The organism is Saezia sanguinis (genome assembly GCF_003991585.1).
Classification (GTDB): Bacteria; Pseudomonadota; Gammaproteobacteria; order Burkholderiales; family Burkholderiaceae_C; genus Saezia; species Saezia sanguinis.
Map to the genome: position 1 here is coordinate 666,731 of NZ_PQSP01000001.1, position 22,699 is coordinate 689,429.

Sequence of the window (22,699 nt, forward strand, 5' to 3'; positions counted from 1 at the left end):
CAAAAAAACGATAGTGACCAAACACTATCGTTTTTTTATCTGTGCCAGACTGTTTTTACCTCAAGGCACAGCACTTCAAAAAATAATTTATCAAAGGCAATGCCCACTTTCAAGTTGGAACCGTGAGCCATTTTTCTTCCTATCTTTAACAGTTGCTCCATGTACCAATAATCCGGCGATATTTATTCCCAACCATCAGCACCAAACAGATGTACCGGATGATGCTCTGACTTGGGATGAATCTGTTTTTGTGCAGGAACACGTCCCCATTGTTTTGGGTAATTTCCAAGTATAATCAAGCGCATAGCTGACACAGTCAAATACCCGTTTTGTTTTTCAGAAGCAAAACGGTTTTATATTATCCTGAGATCTGAAGCACCATCTGGGTTGCTTTAAATTTGTGAAGGTATTGTTTATGATGAAAACGCCTTTGGTGCAAATTGCATCTCTTGTGATTTTGGGATATGGAGGAATATCTTTCCAGGCGCATGCGCAAACAACACACCCTCCTTTTCTCGTATATTCAGGAACAAACTATCTGACAGGCGGGGACACCATTCCTTATGTGAATAGCGGTGTCTTTGGATACGCCATTTATGCCAATGGGGCTGGTACCAGCATCATTGTCACGGGCGGCGGCGGTATTCGCGCGGAAAGCACCAATATGACCCAAACAGGTGTTGTTTATGCCGATCAGCAAGCCCGTATCGACCTGGGCACTGGCAGTTATATTCAAGGAGAAGGCTATAACGCCGCCGCGGGCTGGACCGGGGCCACCGGCATCTCAGCAAATAATGGCTATATAACGGCCCGCGATCTGACAATCAGTGTTAAATCAGATAATCCTTACGGCGCATACGCCAATAACAATGGCGTGGTTGAATTGACCGGGCAGACCGATCTGACCGTCTACAATGCCAACAGTGCCAGTTTGAATGGTTATGGGCTTGTAAGCTCCATTGGTACTCTGACAGCAGAGAACGTCAGCATGGTCATGAATGGAACAGGCGGCCTGTACAATGCAACGGCTTTAGGCATTTCTGCTTATGGCAAACAGACCATGGTGATGTGGATTCAGTAGACAAAACACATCCGGTCTCAAAAAATCGTATCAAAAACCCATATTTCTAAAAATATGCAGAAACAGTACTGACAAAACCGACGAAATACCGATTGTGGTGTTGGTTTTATTGGCACGTTTCGGGCATCTGCCTGAAAAATCGGATTTTGAAAAAGACCGCAAACCACACTTCAAAGTTTGAAAAAACTGAGCCTAACAGCAAACAGAACCTATTAATGTCAAATACAGTGTAATAGTGCACCGGCGTAACGGTCTAAAAGTGCACCACTCCAAGACCTATGTTTAAAACGGTAAGAGTCACTACCGGTTTCAACAATATCGCAATGATGAACAAGTCTGTCTAATAATGCAGTGGTCATCTTTTCATCAGCAAATAAAGTAGCCCATTCAGAGAAGGCCAGATTGGTTGTAATGACAATACTGACATGCTCATGTAACTGGCTGATGAGATGAAACAACAAAGCCCCACCTTTTTGAGAGAAGGGTAAATAGCCCAGCTCAACTCATCAAGAATACCGAGCTCAGGCTTTTGTACAGGTGGCAAGAATATGCGATGAAATTCCCAATAATTCCGGGGTATTTTCAAGCAACCGCAAGTGTTGCAACAGCAGTTCTTTTTTTCCTTCATCCCGCATAATATCATCGGTATTGATAAGGCTCGCAAAACCTTCCACCGCGAACAGCCTGATGTCCTGAAAACTGCCTTGACGGACTTCCTCCGCGATCAACTGTGGCGTGTGAAAAAACGCGGTTGTAAAATAGTGGGGGATGCCTTCGGGATTCTCATGCTTCCCTGTGCGAAGATCGGTTTCCACGATTCGTTGAAATTTTGCATTATCAATAAACTGATACTTATATCCATCCACTAACGAGGCATAGCGCGAAATATATGCAAAGATTGCCCGCCCGCCGGGCTTGAGCACTCGGCGGCATTCGTTAAGGCATTGCATACGGTCTCCGCTTTCTTGCAGGTGGTACAGAGCGCCCATGAGCAGCACCAAGTCAAAGGAGTCATCTTCATAGGGCAGTTGGCGTGCATCGCCGCAGATGAGCGAGGCCAGTTCGATACCGCTTTTTTTCCCATGGATTTTCGCCAGTTCAATGTGCCTGGCCGATAAATCCAGCAGGTGTACTTTATGACCTTGCTCCGCCAGCCAATACGAGTAAGGGCCTGTCGCACCAGCGATATCGGCGATGGCGAGGCATGGCTTTGTCACATACCGTGCGATGATTTCCTGTGAACGGATAAATTCCAATGGATTATCTGCAAAACGGCGATCCTCGTTATAGCAGTTTTCATAAAATTTTCGGACGGCATTATTATTTCTCAAGACACAACTCTCCCTCATAACATACTCGGTTCACAACACTATACGGTAAGGTTCAAAAGAGTTTTACGGTATCACACAGAGGGTATCATTTTAAAGGGTTTCTTGAGTCCATAAAAAAGATTGTTGCACCACGTGCGTAAGACGACTCAAACCCCTCCCCGGCAACAATTAACGGACATGTACGCGCGCGCGAGGGGACATGGGGGCTGATAGCTGACTGTGCTTTGATAATTTCCAGACAACGACAACGCAGGGAAACGAATTTTGCGTGTCCATAAATAAGATTTTCCGAGGCCATAAAAAAGGAACACCACGCCCCACAACGGCAAGATTAGGGCAAGGATAAATAATATTCCGACATCATCAGAAAAAATATCGTTTTTAGATGTCTGCAAAAAAGTTTTTGCTGCCTGGTTTATTGCCTGCAGATAAATGATCACTCTGCAACATTGGACTATCACACAGCGATTCAGCCTATCAGTACCGCCCTGCTCTAAGCTATTTAGTTAGATGGACACTCGTTATACGAAGCCTCTGATGCCCAAAGCATTTTTAACTTGTTTTTGATTTGGCGGTTAGGTTGGTGGGTAAAAAAAATTACATCCCAAAACCTGCATCAAATAGAGATAACTGGCGGAGCGGACGGGGCTCGAACCCGCGACCCTCGGCGTGACAGGCCGATACTCTAACCAACTGAGCTACCGCTCCAGTTACCCTGTATGCCATGCTGCCTCAGCAGCCTTGCCACCATCATATGGTGGCGTCCCCACGGGGAGTCGAACCCCGGTTATCGCCGTGAAAGGGCGGTGTCCTAGGCCTCTAGACGATGGGGACATCGCAGAGAATTTGGAATTCTAATAAATTTTCAGTAAAAAAGCAAGTGCTGGGTTAAAGAGAATATGTCGTTTTCTTTGAAGTCAGCAGACATATTTCGCCAGGGAAAACCCCCTGTTACCCCATGTGCAAACCGCCATTGATGGAAAAGTCTGCGCCGTTGGCGTATCCGGCCTCGTCCGATGCCAGCCAGGCCACAATAGAGGCAATTTCCTGCGGCCGCCCCAACCTTTTGGCTGGTACCGCGGAAAGGATTTTATCCATGGAGTCATGGCGGATGGTCTGTACCAGTGCCGTGCCGATATAACCCGGGCTGACCGTGTTGACCGTCACGCCTTTATCCGCCACTTCCTGTGCCAGCGCCATGGTAAAGCCATGAATGCCGGCTTTGGCAGTGGAATAGTTGGTTTGGCCAATCTGGCCTTTCTGGCCATTAACAGAACTGATGTTGATGATGCGGCCAAACCCCTGTTCAATCATGCCATCAATCACCTGCTTTGTGACATGGAACAGGCTGTTCAGATTGGTGGAGAGCACGGCATACCAGTCTTCTTTGCTCATGTCGCGAAAAAAACCGTCACGGGTAATGCCCGCATTGTTGACGAGTATGCTGACCAGACCATGTTCGGCCTTGACCTTTTCAAAAGCCCGTACCGTGGAGTTCCAGTCAGCCACATCGCCTACAGAAGCATGGAACTGATAGCCCAGCGTTTTTTGCTCATCCAGCCATTTCTGGTAGTCACGGCTGGGCCCGCAGCCTGCAACAACCTTGAAGTCAGCCTCGTACAGACGCTGACAAATTGCTGTTCCCAGGCTGCCCATTCCAGCAGTGACATAAGCAACACGTTGATCCATATCTGTCCACATGCTCTTTTCAGCGCAGCAATAGGAATTTAGACCTTTTCAAAGGCCATGCCAATTCCCATGCCGCCACCAATACACAGTGCAGCCACACCTTTCTTGGCATTGCGGCGCATCATTTCGTGCAGCAGTGTCACCACAATACGGGTACCAGAAGCACCAATCGGGTGGCCCAGCGCAATGGCACCGCCATTCACGTTGACGTTGTCATTTTTATCCAAACCCAGTTCTTTGAGCACAGCACACGATTGCGCGGCAAATGCTTCATTCACTTCGTACAGGTCAACATCTTCCTGTTTCCAGCCTGCGCGTTTCAGTGTCTTTTGAATCGCTCCCACTGGCCCCATACCCATGATAGCCGGGTCCAGCCCCACGCTGCCATAGCTGACAATGCGTGCAATAGGTTTCACACCCAGTTCTTTGGCCTTCTCTGCCGACATCAGTACCACTGCAGCGGCACCGTCATTGATACCGGAAGCGTTACCGGCTGTCACCGTACCATTTTCTTTCACAAACGCCGGGCGCAGCTTGCCCAGTGCTTCCAGATTGGTTTTGCGGTTGATGAATTCATCAGCCTCGAACACAATCGGATCACCTTTTCGCTGTGGAATCACAACAGGCACAATTTCATCTTTGAATTTGCCTGCATCCTGCGCGGCAATGGCTTTTTGCTGCGATGCAATGGAAAACTGATCCTGCGTTTCGCGTGTAATGTCATATTTCTGTGCCACTTTTTCTGCAGTCACACCCATGTGGTAATGCTCATAGGCATCGGTCAAGCCGTCTGTCAGCATGGTGTCCTGCAGTTTCCAGTCGCCCATGCGCTGGCCATCGCGGGAGCCGGGCAGAATGTGAGCAGAACGGCTCATGTTTTCCTGACCGCCGGCAACCACCACATCCACATCACCATCGCGAATCGCCTGTACAGCCAAGACAAGCGACTTCAGGCCGGAACCGCACACCTTGTTGATGGTGGTGGCTGGCACGGTATTGGGCAACCCTGCTTTCAGCGTTGCCTGGCGGGCCGGATCCTGCCCCAGCCCGGCCGTCAGCACATGGCCCATAATGACTTCATCCACTTTATCGGCAGAGACATTCGCACGTGCCAGTGCCTCTTTGATGACCAGAGCGCCCAAATCCATGGCAGTCGTTGTGGCCAGGCTGCCTCCGAACTTGCCGATCGGAGTACGGACAGACGAAACAATAACGACTTCTTTCATAAAATTATCTCCTTGAGTAAATGAGTCAATGGCCTAAGCCGCAAGCCTCTTGCATTAAAAACAATTCCTGCTCCCGCTGAATGGATGCGGTAAGCTGTTGAAACTGCAGATCTAACTGTTTTTCTCTATGCCATTCTACCCTCTTTTTGCATTGCAAAAAAATATTTTGCGCCCGCATGCAAACCATTTGAGTTTCAGAGCGAAATACCCCTACGGGCACCCTGATTTTTAACGTTTCACCGACATTTATGCATCCAGCCAGATGCATGCCGCCATACGCCCGCTTCCACCCAGACGCGATTGATCTCTACGGTAGGAGAAGAACAGATTTTCCTGCGTAACCGTACATCTGCCATCGGTATAAACCTGATTGACGCCTGCACGCTCCAGTGCCAGCCGGCCCAGCAACGGCAAATTGGCATACCACTTGCCTGATGCCACCCCAGGCCGAAAGGCAGTTGCATTGTCGGAGTGCCTCTGTATAAAAGCATCCCTGACATCATCACCTACTTCAAACGCATCCGGCCCGATGCACGGCCCCAGCCAGGCCACCACCTGATCCGGTTTTTGCTTGGTTGTTTGCAATAATTTTTGCAGTGCAACATCAATCACACCACCGGCCAGCCCGCGCCAACCGGCATGTGCTGCCGCAACGCCCCCAGGAACAGCCAGCAATACAGGCATGCAGTCAGCTGCACGAACCACGCAGGCCATGCCCGGCGTGGTGCAAAAGCTGGCATCTGCCTGCAACACCCGCCCTGCTTTTAACTGCTGGCGGGTGGTTTCATCATCCAGATCAAGCGTATGTGTGCCATGCACCTGAAACATCCATGCGGATGCAACACTTTGCCCATATGCAGACAGCGTCTGCCGCAGTCGGCCCAGATTTTCCTGCACGGCAAGCGGATCATCACCAGTGGCCATTCCCAGATTTAAACTGGCGTAAGGCCCCTGGCTCACGCCGCCTGCGCGGGTCGTCATCAGCGCACGAACCCCAGCAGGAGGCTGCCAGTCAGGAATAATCAACGCCTGCTCATCGATACGCATGTTCATGTGGTCTTCTCAAAACAAGAGGCTTCCATTCAGATGCAGGCAAATGCATTTGCCTGACGTTATAGCACTGTTATGGCGCTCAGATAATCTTCACAGCCAATTCCGGCAGCCCGTCCACATGCGCCACCAAAGCATCGCCCTGCACAACGGCACCTACCCCGGCAGGTGTTCCAGTGAAAATCAGGTCGCCAGGCTGCAAAGTCCAGGCACGGGAAATCGCTGCAATGATCTCCGGTATATTCCAGATCAGTTGCTCGATAGAGCCCTGCTGGCGGCGCTGGCCGTTCACATCCAGCCAGATAGCTGCCTGGTCAATGTCAAACACCTGGGCTGCGGGCAATATCTCACCAATGGGAGCAGACTCTTCAAACCCTTTGCCAATGTCCCACGGACGCCCCTGTTTTTTCGCCTCACCCTGAAGGTCGCGGCGCGTCATATCCAGCCCGACAGCATAGCCCCAGACATACGCCATGGCATCCTCTACCGCAATATCTTTGCCCGCCATGCCAATGGCAATTACCAACTCCACTTCGTGGTGCAGGTTGGAGGTCAGCCCAGGATAATGCATATCCACTGCCTGGCCGCTTTTCGCTGGCAGCAACGTATCAGCAGGTTTTAAAAAGAAAAACGGCGCCTCACGCCCGCTATGTCCCATTTCCTGGGCATGTTCTACATAATTACGGCCAACACAATAGATGCGGTGCACCGGAAACAAATGGGACTGTCCTGCAACAGGAACGGCTGCAACAGCCGGAGGATCAATGATAAAACTCACACCAAACTCCTTGCCAAGATAAAGATGATATCGTACCAATCATGCCATCTGAAGAGGGCATCGTGCCTGCTGATACCCTGCTGGAATGTACATTTTCCCGGATATCGTTAAACTGTTGCTATGTCTATTGTTCCCACCATCAAATTTTGTCGCGAATGCGGCCATACCATTCATTTTGTGATACCGCCGGGCGACTCGCGCCTTCGTGCCGTGTGCCCGGCCTGTGGTGCCATTCAATATCAGAATCCGATCAATGTGGTGGGCACCATCCCCATTTGGAATGACCAGGTATTGCTGTGCCGCCGCAACATTGAGCCCCGCTATGGTTTGTGGACACTGCCCGCCGGTTTTCTCGAACTCGGCGAAACCACTTCTGAAGGGGCTGCGCGCGAAACGGTGGAAGAAGCCGGCGCCACCTTCAATATGGGCGCACTTTTTGCCGTCATGAATGTGGTTTTTGCCGGTCAGGTGCATCTTTTTTACCTGGCTCAACTGACTTCAGACCGCTTTGCACCAGGCCCTGAAAGCATCGAGGCCCGGTTGTTTTCTGAAAATGATATTCCCTGGGAACATCTTGCATTCAGAACCATAGAAACCGCGCTCAGGCTTTACTTTCAGGACATACAGCAACACACGCTGGGAAGCACAGTGCACACCGCCGATTTGATCAAATAGGCGGCGTATCACAGCTTCATTGTTCCTGAGCGGTTTTCACTTCGTCTTCAGCCTGCCAGATGCGGTATTTCACCTGCACCCCTTCAGGCACATACACCACAATCGGCAATTTGCTGTTATAGCGCTGCAAACCCTGCGGCTGCATGGTGACAAAGGCTTCTCTCTTCTGCTGATCCAGACATGCCATTAACGTACCGGCAGGCCCTTTGAGCTCGTCCAGCACATAGTAGTCATAACCCCAGCCCTGCAAAGTCTCAGTGCGTAACTGCCCACCAAAAAAATACCGGTTGCAATCCACCTCAATCGTCTTGCCAATCAGCAGTTCAACCTTGGCGTCATTTTCATCGGGCAGTGCCGGCAGAAAAATCACCTGCCGTGTAAAGCCTTTTTCTGCCTCAGGATAAGGTGCAATCTCTTTGAGCGGCTGTGTTGCCATAGCGCCCTGCATCATCACAAAAGAACCCAGTGTCAATGCCAGTAAGTTTTTCATTTTATTCATCGAAACAGATCCCTTTCATTTCAGTCAATGGATATAGGAGTCCTGCCAACCGCAATGGTTCCCTCATGCAAGGTAGCCACCTTGATTTCAGCAGAAGGAGCTGCTGCCGCAACCATATCGAAGTGCCGAACAGCAGACCCCGCATCACAGTGTACTATTGAAAATAACCCTGTTTGTTGCAAGTACACTGTCCTGACAGGATATCCAATTGCCATGTGTTTCTCATGCCGATGCCACCGCCAAACCATCGTGCATCTATGCATAGAACACCATTGAGCTTTTTCATAAACTGAACTGGTTGCCATCATATTTGTATGAAGTCCACGCAAAAAAAAGTTTCCGGTGCTGACCTGCCAACCCGCTGGCATGGCGTTGTCTTTGAATGCAAAGCCTGGGGTCTGCGTATGCAACGCACTGTGCAGAATGTATATCACCGCATTCCACGACATGCCCCCGGGCAGCACCTGCCAAACGGCAGGCTGTTGTCCGAATCAAGCTCTCCCTTATGGTCAGGGGAAGAAACAGCACGCATGCTGGTTGCGGGAAAAATTCATAACCTGCGCCAGGCTGCGCGACATCTGGACGGCCTGGTCATACCGGCCGGGAAAATTTTCAGCTTCTGGAAACAGATCGGGCGAGCGACACACCAGCGCGGTTATGCTCAGGGGCGTGAGCTGCGCGAAGGCTGCATCATTCCCACCATTGGCGGCGGGCTGTGCCAGTTGTCCAACGGCATTTACGATGCCGCCCTGCAGGCCGGACTTGAAGTTGTAGAGCGACATCGCCATTCGCAGGTGATTGCCGGATCGCTGGCCGAGCAGGACCGCGATGCCACTGTGTTCTGGAATTACCGCGACCTGCGCATACGCGCCAGCCACCCCTGGCTGCTTCAGGTCAAGATGGATGGGCGGCACCTGTCGGTGCGCATTCTGGCAGATAAACATCAGGAAAAACACATTCCTCTGGTGGCTGTGCAGCCCCAAAAACACCGTGCGCCCGATGCCATGGGCGACTGCACACAATGCGGCCGCACCGATTGCTACCTGCATGTAGGAGACATTCCGTTGCATACACATAAAACCTGGCTGGTCACTGAAGAAGAATGGCCTGAATTTGCACAATGGCGCCAGCAACAGGCTGGCAAGCAGGACAAATTGCTTTCCACTGTTGCCCAGGCTGATGCCGCCCCACCGCTGGGCACGCGCATTGCCAATTTCAACTCGCGCCTGATGCGGCGCTTTCATATCTGGCGCGGCCACCCGTTGCCGGTAGCGCACAACAGCCGGTTCAGCCACATTGCGCGCAACCTGATGCGCCAACTGGATGCATCAGACACCCATCTGGTCATACCCCAATCCCTGCTGCCGTGGTTGTGGATGGCCGGAGAGCTACGCGGGCGTGAATACTATGTGCTGATGACCGCGCTGCCCATCCCCGACATCCAGCGCAGGCTAGATGAAGCGGTACAGCTTTACCCGCAAACCACCACGTTAAGCGACTTTCGCGCTGATCAACACCTGATGCAGGCGGAGCAGGAAGCGCTTGCCGCTGCCAGCCACTGGGTCACACCCCATGCCGAAATACTGAAGCTGGCTGGCACCAAAGGCATCGCCCTGCCCTGGCTGGTACCTGAATTGAAGCCCACGGCCTCTGAACAATACGCCCCGCCTGACACCGGGCAAAAACCTAAAGTCATGCTGGCCGCCTCATCACTGGCGCGTAAAGGTGTTTACGAACTGCGCGAAGCACTGCGTACGCTGGACATGCCTGTGCAGTTGCTACTGCCGCCAGGCGCAGCAGAAACACCAGATCTGTGGCATGGCTTCAATGTACAGCGCACAGCATCCATGCTCGAAGGCATCCGGCAGGCCGATGTGGTGGTACTACCCGCCTGGGTGGAACATATGCCGCGCGGGCTGCTGCAGGCCATTGCATTGGGCAAGCCGGTGCTGGCCACGCCTGCCTGTGGCCTGACCGCCGATCTGGCATGGACGCCTATTACGGCCGGCGATGTGGAAGGCTTAAAACAAGCGCTGACTAATGCACTCAAACCATAAGCTGGTCAGGTTGGCGGTAAAAACATTTCCTGCAAGTCACTTAGGAAATCAAACCCTTTGGCACTCGGCCTGATCTGCAAGCCATCGTTTTCCAGCAACCCCTGCTGTACAGCACATTCCAACGGGTCAGTAACCGCCTGCACCGGCAATCCGGTGCGTTGCGTCAACAGCCGCAAGGCAACGCCTTCTTTCAAACGCAGTGCATTGAGCATGAACTCAAAAGCCAGCTCGTCAGGCGCGACAACATGCTCCTGCGCCAGCGCCTGGCCCTGCAGTGCTTTTTGCATATACAGCATCGGATCGCGGTGTTTCACCTGCCGCACAATGCGGTCTGGAAAACTGATCTTGCCATGTGCCCCGGCACCTATGCCGATATAGTCCCCAAACTCCCAGTAGTTGCGGTTATGCGCGCACTGATGCCCGGTTTTGGCGTAGGCTGATATTTCATAACGCAGCATGCCAGCACGGCCGGTACGCTCGGTAATCAGATCCAGCATTTCGGCTGCCAGATCATCATCCGGAACCTGTGGCGGATACTTGGCAAAATAAGTGTTAGGCTCCATCGTCAGGTGGTAAATGCTGATATGCGGTGGCTGATAACCCAGCGCTGTATTCAGGTCAGCGCTTAACTCATCCAGACTTTGCGCTGGCAATGCATACATCAGGTCCAGATTGAATGTGGCAAAGTGTTTCTGCACCTCTTCAATTGCAGCGCACGCCTGAGCCGCATTGTGAACACGCCCCAGCGCTTTCAGTTTTTGATCATTGAAACTCTGTACCCCCAGCGAAAGGCGCGTCACCCCCGCCTGGCTGAAAGCCTGAAAACGATCCGCTTCAAACGTACCCGGATTGGCTTCAAGCGTAATTTCACAGCCCGGAACCAGCGGCAATAAGGCTCGTAGCTGCGATAACAACTCGTTCACACCATCAGGGGTTAGCAGGCTGGGAGTACCTCCGCCAATAAATACGCTCTGCACCGAGCGCCCCCAGACCAACGGCAGCATGGTCTGCAAATCGCTTAACAAGGCATTGAAATACGCTGTTTGCGGTACACCATCGGCAGGCAATGCATGCGAATTGAAGTCACAATACGGACACTTGCGAAGGCACCAGGGAAAATGCACATACAGTGAGAGCGGCGGCAGTTCAGTTAATGCAATGGACTGCCGTCCCTGAAAAACAATTGGCGCTTCAGGCATGGGAGAGACTGTCTGCCCAGTAAGACTTCATCAGCGCCAGCATCTGCTGCATGGCCTGGGCCCGGTGGCTGTGCAGGTTTTTCTCGTGGGCATCCAGTTCTGCCACAGTTTTCCCCAGCGCAGGAATAAACATCAAAGGGTCATAACCAAAACCACCATTGCCACGCAGTTCATGCAAAATCTCTCCATTCCAGCGGCCGGTGGCAATCAGCGGCTCCGGGTCGTTGGCATGGCGTACCGCCACCAGTGCACAGACAAACCGCGCCTGTCGGTCTGCCTGCCCTTGCATGCGTTGCAGCAGCAGTTCATTATTGGCCGCATCGCTTTTCGGTCCGTCAGGCTGCTGCGCATAGCGCGCCGACTGTACGCCGGGTGCACCGCCCAGCGCCTGCACGCAAATGCCGGAATCATCGGCAATGGCCGGTTTGCCGCCCAGTCTGGCGGCATGACAGGCTTTTGTCAGTGCATTCTCCACAAAGGTGTCAAAAGGCTCCTCGGCCTCAGGTATTTTAAGATCGCCCTGCTTGAGTAAATGAAACCCCAAGGGGGATAACAATGCGTTCAGCTCCTTGAGTTTGTTCTGATTGTTGGATGCCAGGATCAGTTCCACCGTGAATACCTCTATTCAAAATCACAAAATCAAACCGCCAGCGCCACGCGCTGCAGCTCTGTCAGCTCGTTGATGCCCTTGGTCGCCAACGCCAGCATGGTATCCAGTTGCGCACGGCTGAAAGGCTCACCTTCCGCTGTGCCCTGTATTTCCACCATGCCTCCCTTGCCGGTCATCACCACATTCATATCGGTATCGCAAGCAGAATCCTCTGTATATTCAAGATCCAGCAGTGCGGTGCCATGCACCATGCCCACTGAAATGGCCGCTACCGAATCCAAGATGGGAGAGTGCTGGATTTTCCCCTGTTCCAGCAACCAGTTGACTGCATCGTAAGCAGCAACCCAGGCCCCTGTGATGCTGGCAGTACGTGTGCCGCCATCGGCCTGCAATACATCGCAATCCAGCGTAATGGTACGCGGCCCCAGGGCTTTTAAATCAAATACGGCACGCAATGAACGGCCGATCAGACGCTGAATTTCCTGCGTGCGCCCGCTCTGTTTGCCTTTGGCCGCCTCTCTTTGTCCGCGCGTATGCGTGGCACGTGGCAGCATGCCGTATTCGGCTGTCACCCAGCCTTCACCACTGTCTTTTTTATGCGGAGGCACCCTTTCTTCCACCGATGCAGTGCACAGCACCTGGGTGTTGCCCATTTCGATCAAAACAGATCCTTCTGCATAACAAGTGAAATGGCGGCTGATGCGCACCTCACGAAGAGAATCCCACGGGCGCTCCTGGAAACGCTGAAAAGTCATTATTTTCCCCTGATTAAAAATGCTGCCACATTGACGGTACCCGCACCTGACGCGGGTCTAAAACACTTCAAACCGCCCGCATCAACTATTCGGAACGATTTGTCCGCTGCAATGCCTCATTGATTTCGTTGATCGACTGGTCTATCTCATCGTCAAACTGAAACTTATTGGCAAAAGGCGAAGAGGACGGTTCGTTTTCCACAGGCTCAGCAACCTGTTCCTGCGAAACCTCTGGTTGCATTTCGTGTGGCTGCCATTCCACACCAATCACCGTCACGTTATCGCTGGATTTTCCGGCTTTATCCAAAGCCATGGCAACCAAAACGGAAACCGCCTTGGCGATATCGTATTTCATGCTCAGCACATCGCGGATGTCTTCATCATCCACAGAGCCCCACAAACCATCTGAGCACTGCAAAATGCGGTCTCCCTGCACCAGATCAAATGGCCCGGAAACCTCAATCATGGGCAATGTGGCACTGCCCAGGCAGGCATACAGCATGCTGCGGTTAACAGCAGCCAGCGTGCCATCCATCTTAAATGGCTGACGTCCGCTTTTGATATAAGAATGGTCGGTTGTACAGATCAGAATTTTCCCCTGCCTGACCAGATACAAACGGGAGTCTCCGCAGTGGGCCCACCAGATTTTGTTTTTTTGCAGCACGCAGGCAACTGCCGTGGTGCGGGGCACGTCCATCAACCCCTGCTCGGTACCATAACGAATGATTCGATGGTGCGCGGTACGCAGTGCAGTAGAAAGAAACAGCGCCGGATCATGGATAACAGGTTTCGCATCACGGTGGAACAGCTCGATGGTTTCCCGCACGGCAATTTCAGCCGCCATTTCCCCATCCGGATGCCCGCCCATGCCGTCCGCCAGGATAAACAGGGCGCTTTCCTCGGTTTGCGTGTAGCCAGAGCGGTCTTCGTTTTTAGCACGTCCGCCACGCTGACTCAGTTCTGAAACAGAAAATCTCATGGTCATGCGATAAACCGCTTACTTTACTCCAGCATAATTAAGTTCCCGCTGGAAACTGAACACACTCTGTGGCCTGGAAAGCGGGTCCAGCAACATGGCCCAGTTCACCAGTTCCAGCAGATGATCCGAATAAATGCCCTTGAGTTTGGTCAGCATCATCGGAATCCGGTCTTTTTCAGTCCGTTTAGTCGCCTCATCCGGTGGAATACCCAGCATACAGGCAAAAATACAACTGCCAATGGCGTACAGGTCAGTCCAGGGGCCTAAATTGCCATCACGGCGATACATTTCAGGTGCAGCAAAACCAGGGGTATACATCGGGCGGATGAATTTTTCCTCATCGGCAATCACCTCTCTGGCAGCACCAAAGTCGATCAGAACCGCTTTATCTGTATCGGTAATGAAGATATTGGCCGGCTTGATGTCCAGGTGCAGCATCTTATGCTGGTGCACCACACGCAGCCCGTGCAATACCTCGTCAAACAGCGAAACAATGGTGGCTTCGCCCAGCACACCCTGTTTTTTACGCATTTTTTTAGCGGTAATGATGAAATCCTGCAGGTTGGCCCCTTCCAGGTAGTTCATCACCATGTAAACGGTATCGTTTTCCAGGAAAAAATTCAGCACACTGACCACACTGGGATGCTCAATCTGTGCCAGGGTCCGACCCTCTTCAAAAAAGCTTTTCAGCCCCAGACGGTACAGTTTGGTTTTTTCTGGCAGAATCCGCGGCGAGCGTTCACCCTCCAGACGCTCAGCCAGTGAGGCAGGCATGTATTCTTTAATGGCTACAGGCGTGCCATCCTTATCAATGGCGTGATAAACAATCCCAAAACCGCCACTGGCAATTCTGCGCAGTATCTGATAACCATGTAAGGCCGTACCGGGAGGTAATGCAGCAGGCTTATTCTTTGTCATAATGGCAATATTATTTTTTACATTCTAAAACAATCATGCCCATTTACAGCATGACAGGTTATGCAACATCCTGTTCAAAATCCAACCCCGCAGAAAATGCTGCGGCACCCAATGCGCCCGTTATTCATATAGAAATCCGCTCAGTTAACAGCCGTTTTCTCGATTTCAATTTTCGTTTGCCAGATGAGTTGCGAGCCTGTGAACCAACGTTGCGCACGTTAATTTCCAGCAAACTCAAGCGTGGTAAAGTCGAAACGCGTATTTCCTTGGAAAACACTTCCGACCAAATCACAGGGCAAATTCCTGTTTCCACACTGCAAAACCTGGCACGGCTTAGCGATATTGTACGCAATTGGCTGCCAGATGTGAGATCCCTGAGTGTGACTGATGTTTTACGTCTGGCACAACATCCCGCTCCGTTGGAAAATATGCAGGAGCAAATCCTGCAACTGGCGCAGAAATCGCTTGATCAGTTGATGCATGCGCGCGAACGCGAAGGCAAAAAACTCGGACAAAGCCTCAGTGAGCGTGTGGTCAAACTGCGCGCCCTGGCCGCACAGGCAGGGCCGCTGATTCCACAACTGGTGGAACAGCAGCGCCAGCGTTTTCTGGAACGCTGGCAGCAGATCATGCAGCAGGCCGACCCGCAGTCTAAAACACTCTCTGCCGACAGCGTGCAGGAGCGCGCCTTGACTGAGGCCACCGCATTCGCGCTGCGCATTGACGTAGCCGAAGAGCTGACCCGGCTGGCCAGCCATCTGGATGAAATTGACCGACTGCTGGCCAAGGGCGGAGAAATCGGCAAACGGCTGGATTTTCTCATTCAGGAGCTGCACCGCGAGGCCAACACCCTGGGTTCCAAATCAGCCACGATTGAACTGACGCAGATTTCAGTTGAAATGAAAGTGCTGATCGAGCAGATGCGCGAACAGGTACAAAATATCGAATAAACCTGGTTTCATCCTGTTTTGCCGATCTGCGGCATTTATACAACATTCAGTCTGCATAGCCGAGCCTTCACCCCGCTGTCACCATGCGTTTACAGACGGGGATCGACCGGCTCGCTCTCCAGCGCCAGTACACCGAATACGCATTCATGCACCCGGTAATGGGGTTCATTGGAAACAAAGCGGTGCAATGCCTCGTAGCCCAATGCAAACTCACGCAGTGCCAAAGCACGCTTGAGCCCCAGTCCGCGCTTACGCAAGCGTTCCAAATTTTCCGGCTCTGAATAAGTCGGGCCATAAATAATGCGCAGGTATTCGCGCCCGCGACATTTGATGGCAGGCTGCATCAGGCCTTTTTCACCTTTGACGATGCCTGCCACCGGCTTGATGACCATGCCTTCCCCCCGGCCCTCCCCGGTGAGTGCTTCCCACCAGGAGGTTGCCTCCTGCTCGCTTGCAGGGTCTGAAAGGTCGACAAAACGCCGGCCGGTCGGTTTGAAAAGCTGCAAATCCGCTGCACAAAGCTGATCGAGCATGTCCAGATGCCAGCGATGGTCAGCATCCATTCCCACCCTGCCCTCATAAGCCAGAATCTGAAACGGCGCCAGGCGCAGGTCATCCACACTGTTCACCTCCCAGCAGTAATTTCGATATTCATCGATATAACGCTGAATCATATCCTTGCGTTGCAAAACTTCCTGCGGCAAAGCGCCCATTTGCACGCCACGCCCGGCGGCCATTTCCATCCATTGAGATACCGCCCCCAGATTCGCCAATGCCGATGCCCCTGTAGGCGCATATTGCTGCCGCAGCAGCTCCCCCGACTTGGCCGACCAGGGCAAAATCTCCATATCCAGAACAATCCAGTCGGTTTGCAGACTCTGCCACAGCCCGCTGGCCTGCATCGCGTTATCCGCTTTCTCCAAAACTTGCCGAGTCAGATCAGCGTCATTGAAAAAAGCCCGGCCAGTACGTGTATAAACAGCTCCACGGCCACCTGCCTCTATCCCAAACCGCCTGCGCACAGCCTCGTCGTCGCGGCACAAAACCATCACCGCACGTGAACCCATGTGTTTTTCCTCACACACCAGCTCCGTCACACCCGCATGGCGGTAGTAATTAAAAGCCTCGGTCGGGTATTCCAGATAATGCGCCAGCGCCGAGGTAGCCGGAGGCGACATGGTCGGCGGCAGATAAACCAGCCAGCGCGGGTCCATGGCAAAACGACTCATGACCTCCAGTGCCGCACGCGCCTGCGCCTCACGGATAGTGATGCTGTTACCCAGGCGTGGCTGAATATGCCGCTTACCCAGTACATCATCAATATCCAGCACATAGCTCCCGCGCAGCGTATCGGCCTGCGTCTGGGGTTCTTCCAGCGGGCGCACCGGCTCATAATACACCTGCAACGCGGGCACGCTGACAATTTCACGCTCGGGATAGCGCAGCGCCGTCAAATGACCGCCAAATACACAACCGGTATCGACACAAAGGGTACGATTGATCCATTCGGCACGCGGAGAAGGCGTATGCCCGTAAACCACCATTGCATCCCCACGGTAGTCATTGGCCCAGTCATAACGCACCGGCAGCCCGTATTCGTCATCCTCGCCGGTGGTCTCGCCATACAAGGCAAAGGAGCGGACTTCACCTGATGCACGTCCCTGCATTTCTGCCTTCATCCCGGCGTGCGCCACCACCAGCCGCCCATCATCCAGCACATAGTGACTGACCAGGCTTTCCAGAAAATCGGCAACTTCCGTATGAAATTCTGCTGGGTATGCCGCCAGTTGCTGCATCGTTTCTTCCAGGCCATGCGTGAGCTTTACCTGTTTGCCCCACAGTTTGCGCATCAGCTTGACATCATGGTTGCCCGGCACACACAGCGCTGTTCCATTGCGTACCATGTGCATCACAAGCTTAAGCACGGCCGGTGAATCAGGGCCACGATCCACCAGATCCCCTACAAACACCACCTTGCGCCCCGCCGGTGGCTGCACCTGCAAAAAGTCTGCATCGCCTGTCACCTGATAACCCAGCTTTCCCAGCAGTGCAAGCAGTTCAGCATAGCAGCCATGCACATCACCAATGATGTCAAACGGCCCATGTTCTTCACGCTTGTCATTCCACAGCTTTTGCCGCTCAATGACCGCTGCGTTGACTTCCTCCTCGGTTTTCAGATGGGCAATATGCCGGAAACCCTCACGCACCAGCCCGCGCATCGAACGGTGCAGGCTTTTCATATGCTGGCGAATGACATGCGGCCCGAAAGCGCGGTCCGGGCGGCTGGCGTTGCGCTCATGGCAAAGCTGCTCCGGCAGGTCAAATACAATGGCCGAAGGCCGTACATGATACTGCCGCGCCAGCGCAACCAGTTGCCTGCGATCCTCCGGGCGCACATTGGTCGCATCCACCACCACCAATTTGCCTGCGGCAAGCCGCTTGGCAGCAATGTAGTACAGCACATCAAAAGCGTCTTTACTGCAGTGCTGGTTGTTTTCATCGTCACTGACCAGTCCCCGGCAATAATCAGAAGAAATCACTTCGGTGGGCAGAAAATGCTGGCGGGCAAAAGTGGATTTACCCGACCCCGACGGGCCGATCAGCGCCAACAGTGTCAATTCCGGTATCTGTATTGTTTTCATCGGCGGAATACCCCCATCTGTGTAGGAGCCCCTACTTCAGGGTCAAACTGCCCGATCGGCACAAACTCCACACGGTAACCATAACGTTCACACACACCATTGGCCCAGCGCTCAAACTCTGAGCGTGTCCATTCAAAACGGTGGTCCTTATGCCTTAACACATCATCGGCAAGCCCCTCAAAACGCGCGTTGTACTCCACATTGGGCGTGGTCACAATCACCATCGGCGGCTGCGCATACTCAAACAAAGCCCGTTCAAACGCCGGTATGCGTTCAGCATCCATGTGCTCAATCACCTCAATCGCACATGCGGCATCAAAACCCTGCAACCGCGCATCGCGGTAAGTCAGGCTGCCCTGCGCCAGTTCAATGCGCTTGCGCTTCATGGGCGGCAGGCGGTCGAGCTTGAGCCTGCTGAATGCACGCTCCAGAACTATGTTTGACACATCAATCCCCAGCAGTTTTTCAAACTGGCGTTTTCCTAGCAAATGGCGCAGCAGGCGCCCTTCGCCACAACCCAGGTCAACCACCGAATGCACATTGGCTGCCACCAGCGTATCCACCACGGTGTTCATGCGCTGTGCATTCAGGCTCAATGGTTTTTCCAGCGCCTGTTCTCCGTTCACTGTTGCAGCATCATTCTGCGGCACCGCCTCCTGCCCTTCAGTTTCCTGTCCCTCTGCGGTCACATCAACATCGTCTGCCTCTTCTTCAAGGGCCTGCTCATCAGCCAGCAAAACATCCGGCGAATCCTCCAGCAGCTTTTCCAGCGCCATATGCACCAGTGAACGCTGGCGCTTGAGATAGCGGTTCATGATCCACTCGCGCTGCGGATGCTCCAGTAGCCAGTCCCTGCCCTTTTCGATCAGCTTTTGCACCTCATCTTCGCCAATGTAATAGTGTTTGCTGCCATCAATTGCCGGCAGCAGCACATACAGGTGCATCAGCAGATCTGACAGTCTGATCGTTGCCGACAGCTTCAAGTCAAAATAGCCGCTTTCGCCCCATTGCGGAAATTGAACATCCAGAACAATCGGCGTCACATCAACCTGATATCCCAGCGGCTCAAAACACTCCCTGAGCTTTTCTTCACCCGCCTGGCAACGAATCACCGGCAGATGCGCCTGCAATGGTATTGCTGTCAACGCAAGCTCGGGCCGTTCACGACTGCGCCCCGACAGGGCACTGGAAAATACCCGAGCCATGGCAACCGACAGAAAAGACGATGCTGTATATGGCCGGTCATTGACATACTGTGCCAGCACGCCGTCACCTTCACCACGTCCGCGCACCAGCCCGACCGGATCAATATCGGCATACAGGACAACCGAGCAGCATTCATCATTCGCCTGCGGATAAAACACATGTGCTTTTCCAAAGGGAATGGTAAAGGTTTGCAAACGCTCGGGATTCTTCCCAAGCAGATAACCCATGTCCGTTGCCGGCCTGTGTGTGGTTGTAATATTCAAAAGCATTTTTGCCTCTTCTTTACTTCTTTATTTTGCTATCTTTGATCACTACCGCTGATTTTGCATGACAATTGCGCAAATGAACCGGCTGCCAACACAGGGCAATCAGGTATACACCTGCTACGCGTGCATGATGCATGGCAATGCTTCAACACATACGGTTCAAGCAGAATAACGAAGTGATCGGTTTGGCCAACGGATGGCAAGGCATGCAAGGGGATATGCATCTAAGCCGTGATGGTATAGAACCCCATGCCAAAATGTAACACCCATACATAAACAGCATCATCGCTGTTTACAAGGTGACTGTATTGTATATGCATGCACACAGGCGGCACAAGAACAGCACATGCATGTGTGACAAAAAGGCACACAAATAAGACCACATGAAAAAATATGGCCTGCATCACAGCAGGCCATATCAGCAGATTTATAACTAAATATCAGTTATTGCGTGAAAGCTGTTCCAGAATGCCGGGGTTTTCCAGCGTGCTGGTATCCTGCGCCAGTGTTTCACCACGGGCAAGGCCACGCAGCAAACGGCGCATGATTTTGCCGCTGCGCGTCTTGGGCAGGTTTTCACCAAAGCGGATATCCTTGGGCTTGGCAATCGGCCCAATTTCCTTGCCTACCCAGTTACGCAGTTCCTGTGCCAGTTTCTGCGCAGCATCGCCTGTGGGAATCTCTCCCTTGAGCACCACAAATGCCACGATGGCTTCACCGGTGACATCATCAGGACGACCGACCACAGCGGCTTCAGCCACAATGTCGGAACGTGCAACCAGTGCCGATTCAATCTCCATGGTACCCAGACGATGGCCACTCACATTGAGCACATCATCAATACGGCCGGTAATGCGGAAGTAGCCATTGTCTTTATTGCGCACAGCACCATCACCTGCCAGGTAGATCTTGCCACCCAGCTCTGACGGGAAGTAGGAACGCTTGAACCGTTCCGGGTCACCCCAGATGGTGCGGATCATGCTTGGCCATGGACGGCGAATCACCAGCAGCCCGCCTTCGCCATTGGGCATTTCATCTCCGATCTCATCGACAATGACCGCGTCAATACCCGGCAGCGGCAAGGTGCACGAGCCCGGCACCAAAGGCGTCACACCCGGCAGCGGCGTAATCAGATGCCCGCCACTTTCGGTTTGCCAGAAAGTATCCATGATCGGACAACGTTTGCCGCCAACCTGCTCATAGAACCACATCCAGGCTTCCGGATTGATCGGCTCACCCACACTGCCCAAAATACGCAGCGAACTCATATCAAAGTTTTTCGGATGCAGTTTTTGATCGGCATCAGAAGATTTGATCAATGAACGGATCGCCGTTGGCGCTGTATAGAAAATAGAAACCTTGTGGCGCTCAATCATCTGCCAGAAACGGCTCGCGTCCGGATAGGTTGGAATGCCTTCAAACACCACCTGCGTCGCACCCGCACAAAGCGGCCCATAGTTCACGTAGCTGTGTCCGGTAATCCAGCCGATATCGGCAGTACACCAGTAAACGTCTTCATCTTTAAGATCAAATGTCCACAGCATGGTGACCTTGGCCCACAGCAGATAACCCGCCGTAGAATGCTGCACGCCTTTAGGCTTGCCGGTAGACCCCGATGTATACAGCACAAACAACGGATGCTCGGCTTCCACAGGAACCGGTTTACTTTCTTTGGCGTGGCCTTTCAGGAAGTCATGCAGCCAGACATCACGGCCCTCTTTCATTACCGTTTTGTCATCTGTTCGCTGGTGCACAATCACCTGTTTGACACTGTCACACCCGCCCATATCCAGCGCATCATCCACAATGGATTTCAGCGGCAGTGATTTGCCGCCACGGCGCTGGAAGTTGGTGGTCATAACCGCCACCGCACCGGCATCCTGAATACGCTCATGCAGACTGCGTGCAGAAAAACCGCCAAACACGACCGAGTGCGTTGCCCCGATGCGGGCACAGGCCTGCATGGCCACAATACCTTCCACCGTCATCGGCATGTAGATAATGACCCGGTCACCCTTTTGAATGCCGCTGACCGACAGAGCATTGGCCAGTTGGCAAACTTTTTCGTACAGGTCTCGATAGGTCAGTTTGGTAACTTCGCCATCATCATTTTCAAAAATAATTGCAACTTTTTTTTCAGTGGGCGTCCCCAGATGGCGGTCCAGGCAGTTGGCCGATGCATTCAGCATGCCATCATCGAACCATTTATAAAACGGAGCCTGACTTTCATCCAGAACCCTGGTGAAAGGTTTGTCCCAGTTCAAATGCTCTTTGGCCAGTTTAGCCCAGAATTCATCCGGATTCTCATTGGCTTGTTTACAAAGTTCCTGATAGGCAGGCATGCCGCTGATGCGCGCCTGAGCTACAACCTCTTTTGATGGATTAAAAATGCGATCTTCTACCAATGTAGACTCGATGCTGTTATTCATATCGTTCTGTCTCCTTATCAATGAGAAATATCCGGTGCCTTTTTTATTCAGAGGATAACATATCGATTGTATACTCTCCTACACACGGTTTCATCGCTGAAAACTGAGGATATTCCCTAATAAGTTGATTCCTGTCAAAACCTCTGCCCTGATCAATCAGCCGGTCGTAAAAGCTTGCATCACCAGTACCCTGGCTGTTTTATGCACCACACAAACCGATAGAATTCAAAGCGGTATCGCATCAGGACATCATCTTGAACGCGTTTCAAAATGCTTTTATCACAAAAGCTTATTAGGGTTTGCCTTATATGCCTCGATATCTGCATTCGATGATTAGGCCGCGTTTATTTTTGCCGCAG

At 52.5% G+C, this 22,699-nt stretch carries 19 protein-coding genes, 2 tRNA genes and 1 pseudogene; 5 read left to right on the forward strand and 17 right to left on the reverse strand.

What is annotated here, in order from left to right:
* The first annotated feature begins 13 nt into the window (after positions 1 to 13).
* Positions 14 to 295, forward strand: a complete 282-nt coding sequence (locus CUZ56_RS03020) for a hypothetical protein (RefSeq protein WP_126978067.1) — start codon at positions 14 to 16, stop codon at positions 293 to 295.
* Positions 296 to 415: 120 nt separating this feature from the next.
* Positions 416 to 1,081: a hypothetical protein gene (locus tag CUZ56_RS03025; RefSeq protein WP_126978069.1), complete on the forward strand. Its 666-nt coding sequence runs from the start codon at positions 416 to 418 to the stop codon at positions 1,079 to 1,081.
* A gap of 218 nt (positions 1,082 to 1,299) precedes the next feature.
* Here the strand turns inward: CUZ56_RS03025 and CUZ56_RS03030 are convergent.
* The 8 genes and pseudogenes from CUZ56_RS03030 to CUZ56_RS03065 form a co-directional block, all read right to left on the reverse strand.
* Positions 1,300 to 1,581: pseudogene (locus tag CUZ56_RS03030) on the reverse strand (ATP-binding protein); the annotation flags it as partial.
* Between the two features lie 21 nt (positions 1,582 to 1,602).
* Entirely contained in the window at positions 1,603 to 2,412 is an 810-nt protein-coding gene (locus tag CUZ56_RS03035; protein WP_162615236.1) for a class I SAM-dependent methyltransferase, read from the reverse strand.
* Positions 2,413 to 3,043: 631 nt separating this feature from the next.
* Positions 3,044 to 3,120: transfer RNA gene (locus CUZ56_RS03040), tRNA-Asp, on the reverse strand.
* Positions 3,121 to 3,170: 50 nt separating this feature from the next.
* Positions 3,171 to 3,246, reverse strand: a tRNA-Glu gene (locus CUZ56_RS03045).
* Positions 3,247 to 3,363: 117 nt separating this feature from the next.
* Positions 3,364 to 4,101 carry an acetoacetyl-CoA reductase gene (gene phbB / locus CUZ56_RS03050; RefSeq protein ID WP_126978073.1) on the reverse strand — a complete coding sequence of 246 codons (738 nt, stop codon included), beginning with the start codon at positions 4,099 to 4,101 and terminating at the stop codon, positions 3,364 to 3,366.
* Between the two features lie 38 nt (positions 4,102 to 4,139).
* A complete protein-coding gene (locus CUZ56_RS03055) occupies positions 4,140 to 5,327 on the reverse strand; it encodes an acetyl-CoA C-acetyltransferase (protein ID WP_126978075.1) in 1,188 nt (395 codons plus the stop codon).
* 246 nt (positions 5,328 to 5,573) lie between these two features.
* Positions 5,574 to 6,380, reverse strand: coding sequence for a peptidoglycan editing factor PgeF (gene pgeF, locus CUZ56_RS03060; protein ID WP_126978077.1), 807 nt, complete (start codon positions 6,378 to 6,380; stop codon positions 5,574 to 5,576).
* A 79-nt stretch (positions 6,381 to 6,459) separates the two neighbouring features.
* Positions 6,460 to 7,155 (reverse strand): fumarylacetoacetate hydrolase family protein, encoded by a 696-nt coding sequence (locus tag CUZ56_RS03065; RefSeq protein WP_126978079.1) that lies wholly within the window; start codon positions 7,153 to 7,155, stop codon positions 6,460 to 6,462.
* 120 nt (positions 7,156 to 7,275) lie between these two features.
* On the opposite strand from CUZ56_RS03065, the gene CUZ56_RS03070 reads away from it, so the two are divergent.
* Complete coding sequence (locus CUZ56_RS03070; RefSeq protein WP_126978081.1) at positions 7,276 to 7,830, forward strand: NUDIX hydrolase; 555 nt, start codon at positions 7,276 to 7,278, stop codon at positions 7,828 to 7,830.
* Positions 7,831 to 7,846: 16 nt separating this feature from the next.
* Here CUZ56_RS03070 and eco read toward each other — a convergent pair whose 3' ends face one another.
* Complete coding sequence (eco, locus tag CUZ56_RS03075; RefSeq protein ID WP_204250805.1) at positions 7,847 to 8,329, reverse strand: serine protease inhibitor ecotin; 483 nt, start codon at positions 8,327 to 8,329, stop codon at positions 7,847 to 7,849.
* Between the two features lie 314 nt (positions 8,330 to 8,643).
* On the opposite strand from eco, the gene CUZ56_RS03080 reads away from it, so the two are divergent.
* Positions 8,644 to 10,386, forward strand: a complete 1,743-nt coding sequence (locus CUZ56_RS03080; protein ID WP_126978083.1) for a VanW family protein — start codon at positions 8,644 to 8,646, stop codon at positions 10,384 to 10,386.
* Positions 10,387 to 10,391: 5 nt separating this feature from the next.
* Here the strand turns inward: CUZ56_RS03080 and hemW are convergent, their stop codons facing one another.
* The 5 genes from hemW to CUZ56_RS03105 form a co-directional block, all read right to left on the reverse strand.
* The gene (gene hemW, locus CUZ56_RS03085) at positions 10,392 to 11,585 is read right to left on the reverse strand and encodes a radical SAM family heme chaperone HemW (protein ID WP_126978085.1); all 1,194 of its coding nucleotides are present in this window, start codon (positions 11,583 to 11,585) and stop codon (positions 10,392 to 10,394) included.
* Entirely contained in the window at positions 11,578 to 12,195 is a 618-nt protein-coding gene (rdgB, locus tag CUZ56_RS03090) for an RdgB/HAM1 family non-canonical purine NTP pyrophosphatase (RefSeq protein WP_126978087.1), read from the reverse strand. The genes hemW and rdgB overlap by 8 nt, the downstream gene beginning before the upstream one ends.
* A 29-nt stretch (positions 12,196 to 12,224) precedes the next feature.
* Positions 12,225 to 12,950 (reverse strand): ribonuclease PH, encoded by a 726-nt coding sequence (rph, locus tag CUZ56_RS03095; protein WP_126978089.1) that lies wholly within the window; start codon positions 12,948 to 12,950, stop codon positions 12,225 to 12,227.
* Between the two features lie 85 nt (positions 12,951 to 13,035).
* On the reverse strand, positions 13,036 to 13,935 hold the full coding sequence (locus tag CUZ56_RS03100; protein WP_338056639.1) for a PP2C family protein-serine/threonine phosphatase: 900 nt from the start codon (positions 13,933 to 13,935) through the stop codon (positions 13,036 to 13,038).
* A 12-nt stretch (positions 13,936 to 13,947) separates the two neighbouring features.
* A complete protein-coding gene (locus CUZ56_RS03105; protein WP_126978091.1) occupies positions 13,948 to 14,847 on the reverse strand; it encodes a serine/threonine protein kinase in 900 nt (299 codons plus the stop codon).
* A 50-nt stretch (positions 14,848 to 14,897) separates the two neighbouring features.
* Here CUZ56_RS03105 and CUZ56_RS03110 point away from each other — a divergent pair, with 50 nt between their 5' ends.
* A complete protein-coding gene (locus CUZ56_RS03110; protein ID WP_338056640.1) occupies positions 14,898 to 15,797 on the forward strand; it encodes a YicC/YloC family endoribonuclease in 900 nt (299 codons plus the stop codon).
* A gap of 89 nt (positions 15,798 to 15,886) precedes the next feature.
* Here the strand turns inward: CUZ56_RS03110 and CUZ56_RS03115 are convergent, their stop codons facing one another.
* From CUZ56_RS03115 to acs, 3 genes are all read right to left on the reverse strand, one after another.
* Positions 15,887 to 18,439, reverse strand: a complete 2,553-nt coding sequence (locus tag CUZ56_RS03115; RefSeq protein WP_126978095.1) for a polynucleotide kinase-phosphatase — start codon at positions 18,437 to 18,439, stop codon at positions 15,887 to 15,889.
* Complete coding sequence (locus tag CUZ56_RS03120) at positions 18,436 to 19,914, reverse strand: 3' terminal RNA ribose 2'-O-methyltransferase Hen1 (protein ID WP_126978097.1); 1,479 nt, start codon at positions 19,912 to 19,914, stop codon at positions 18,436 to 18,438. Before CUZ56_RS03120 ends, CUZ56_RS03115 begins: the two co-directional genes overlap by 4 nt.
* Before the next feature lie 437 nt (positions 19,915 to 20,351).
* Positions 20,352 to 22,340, reverse strand: a complete 1,989-nt coding sequence (gene acs, locus CUZ56_RS03125; protein WP_126978099.1) for an acetate--CoA ligase — start codon at positions 22,338 to 22,340, stop codon at positions 20,352 to 20,354.
* Positions 22,341 to 22,699: the final 359 nt, after the last annotated feature.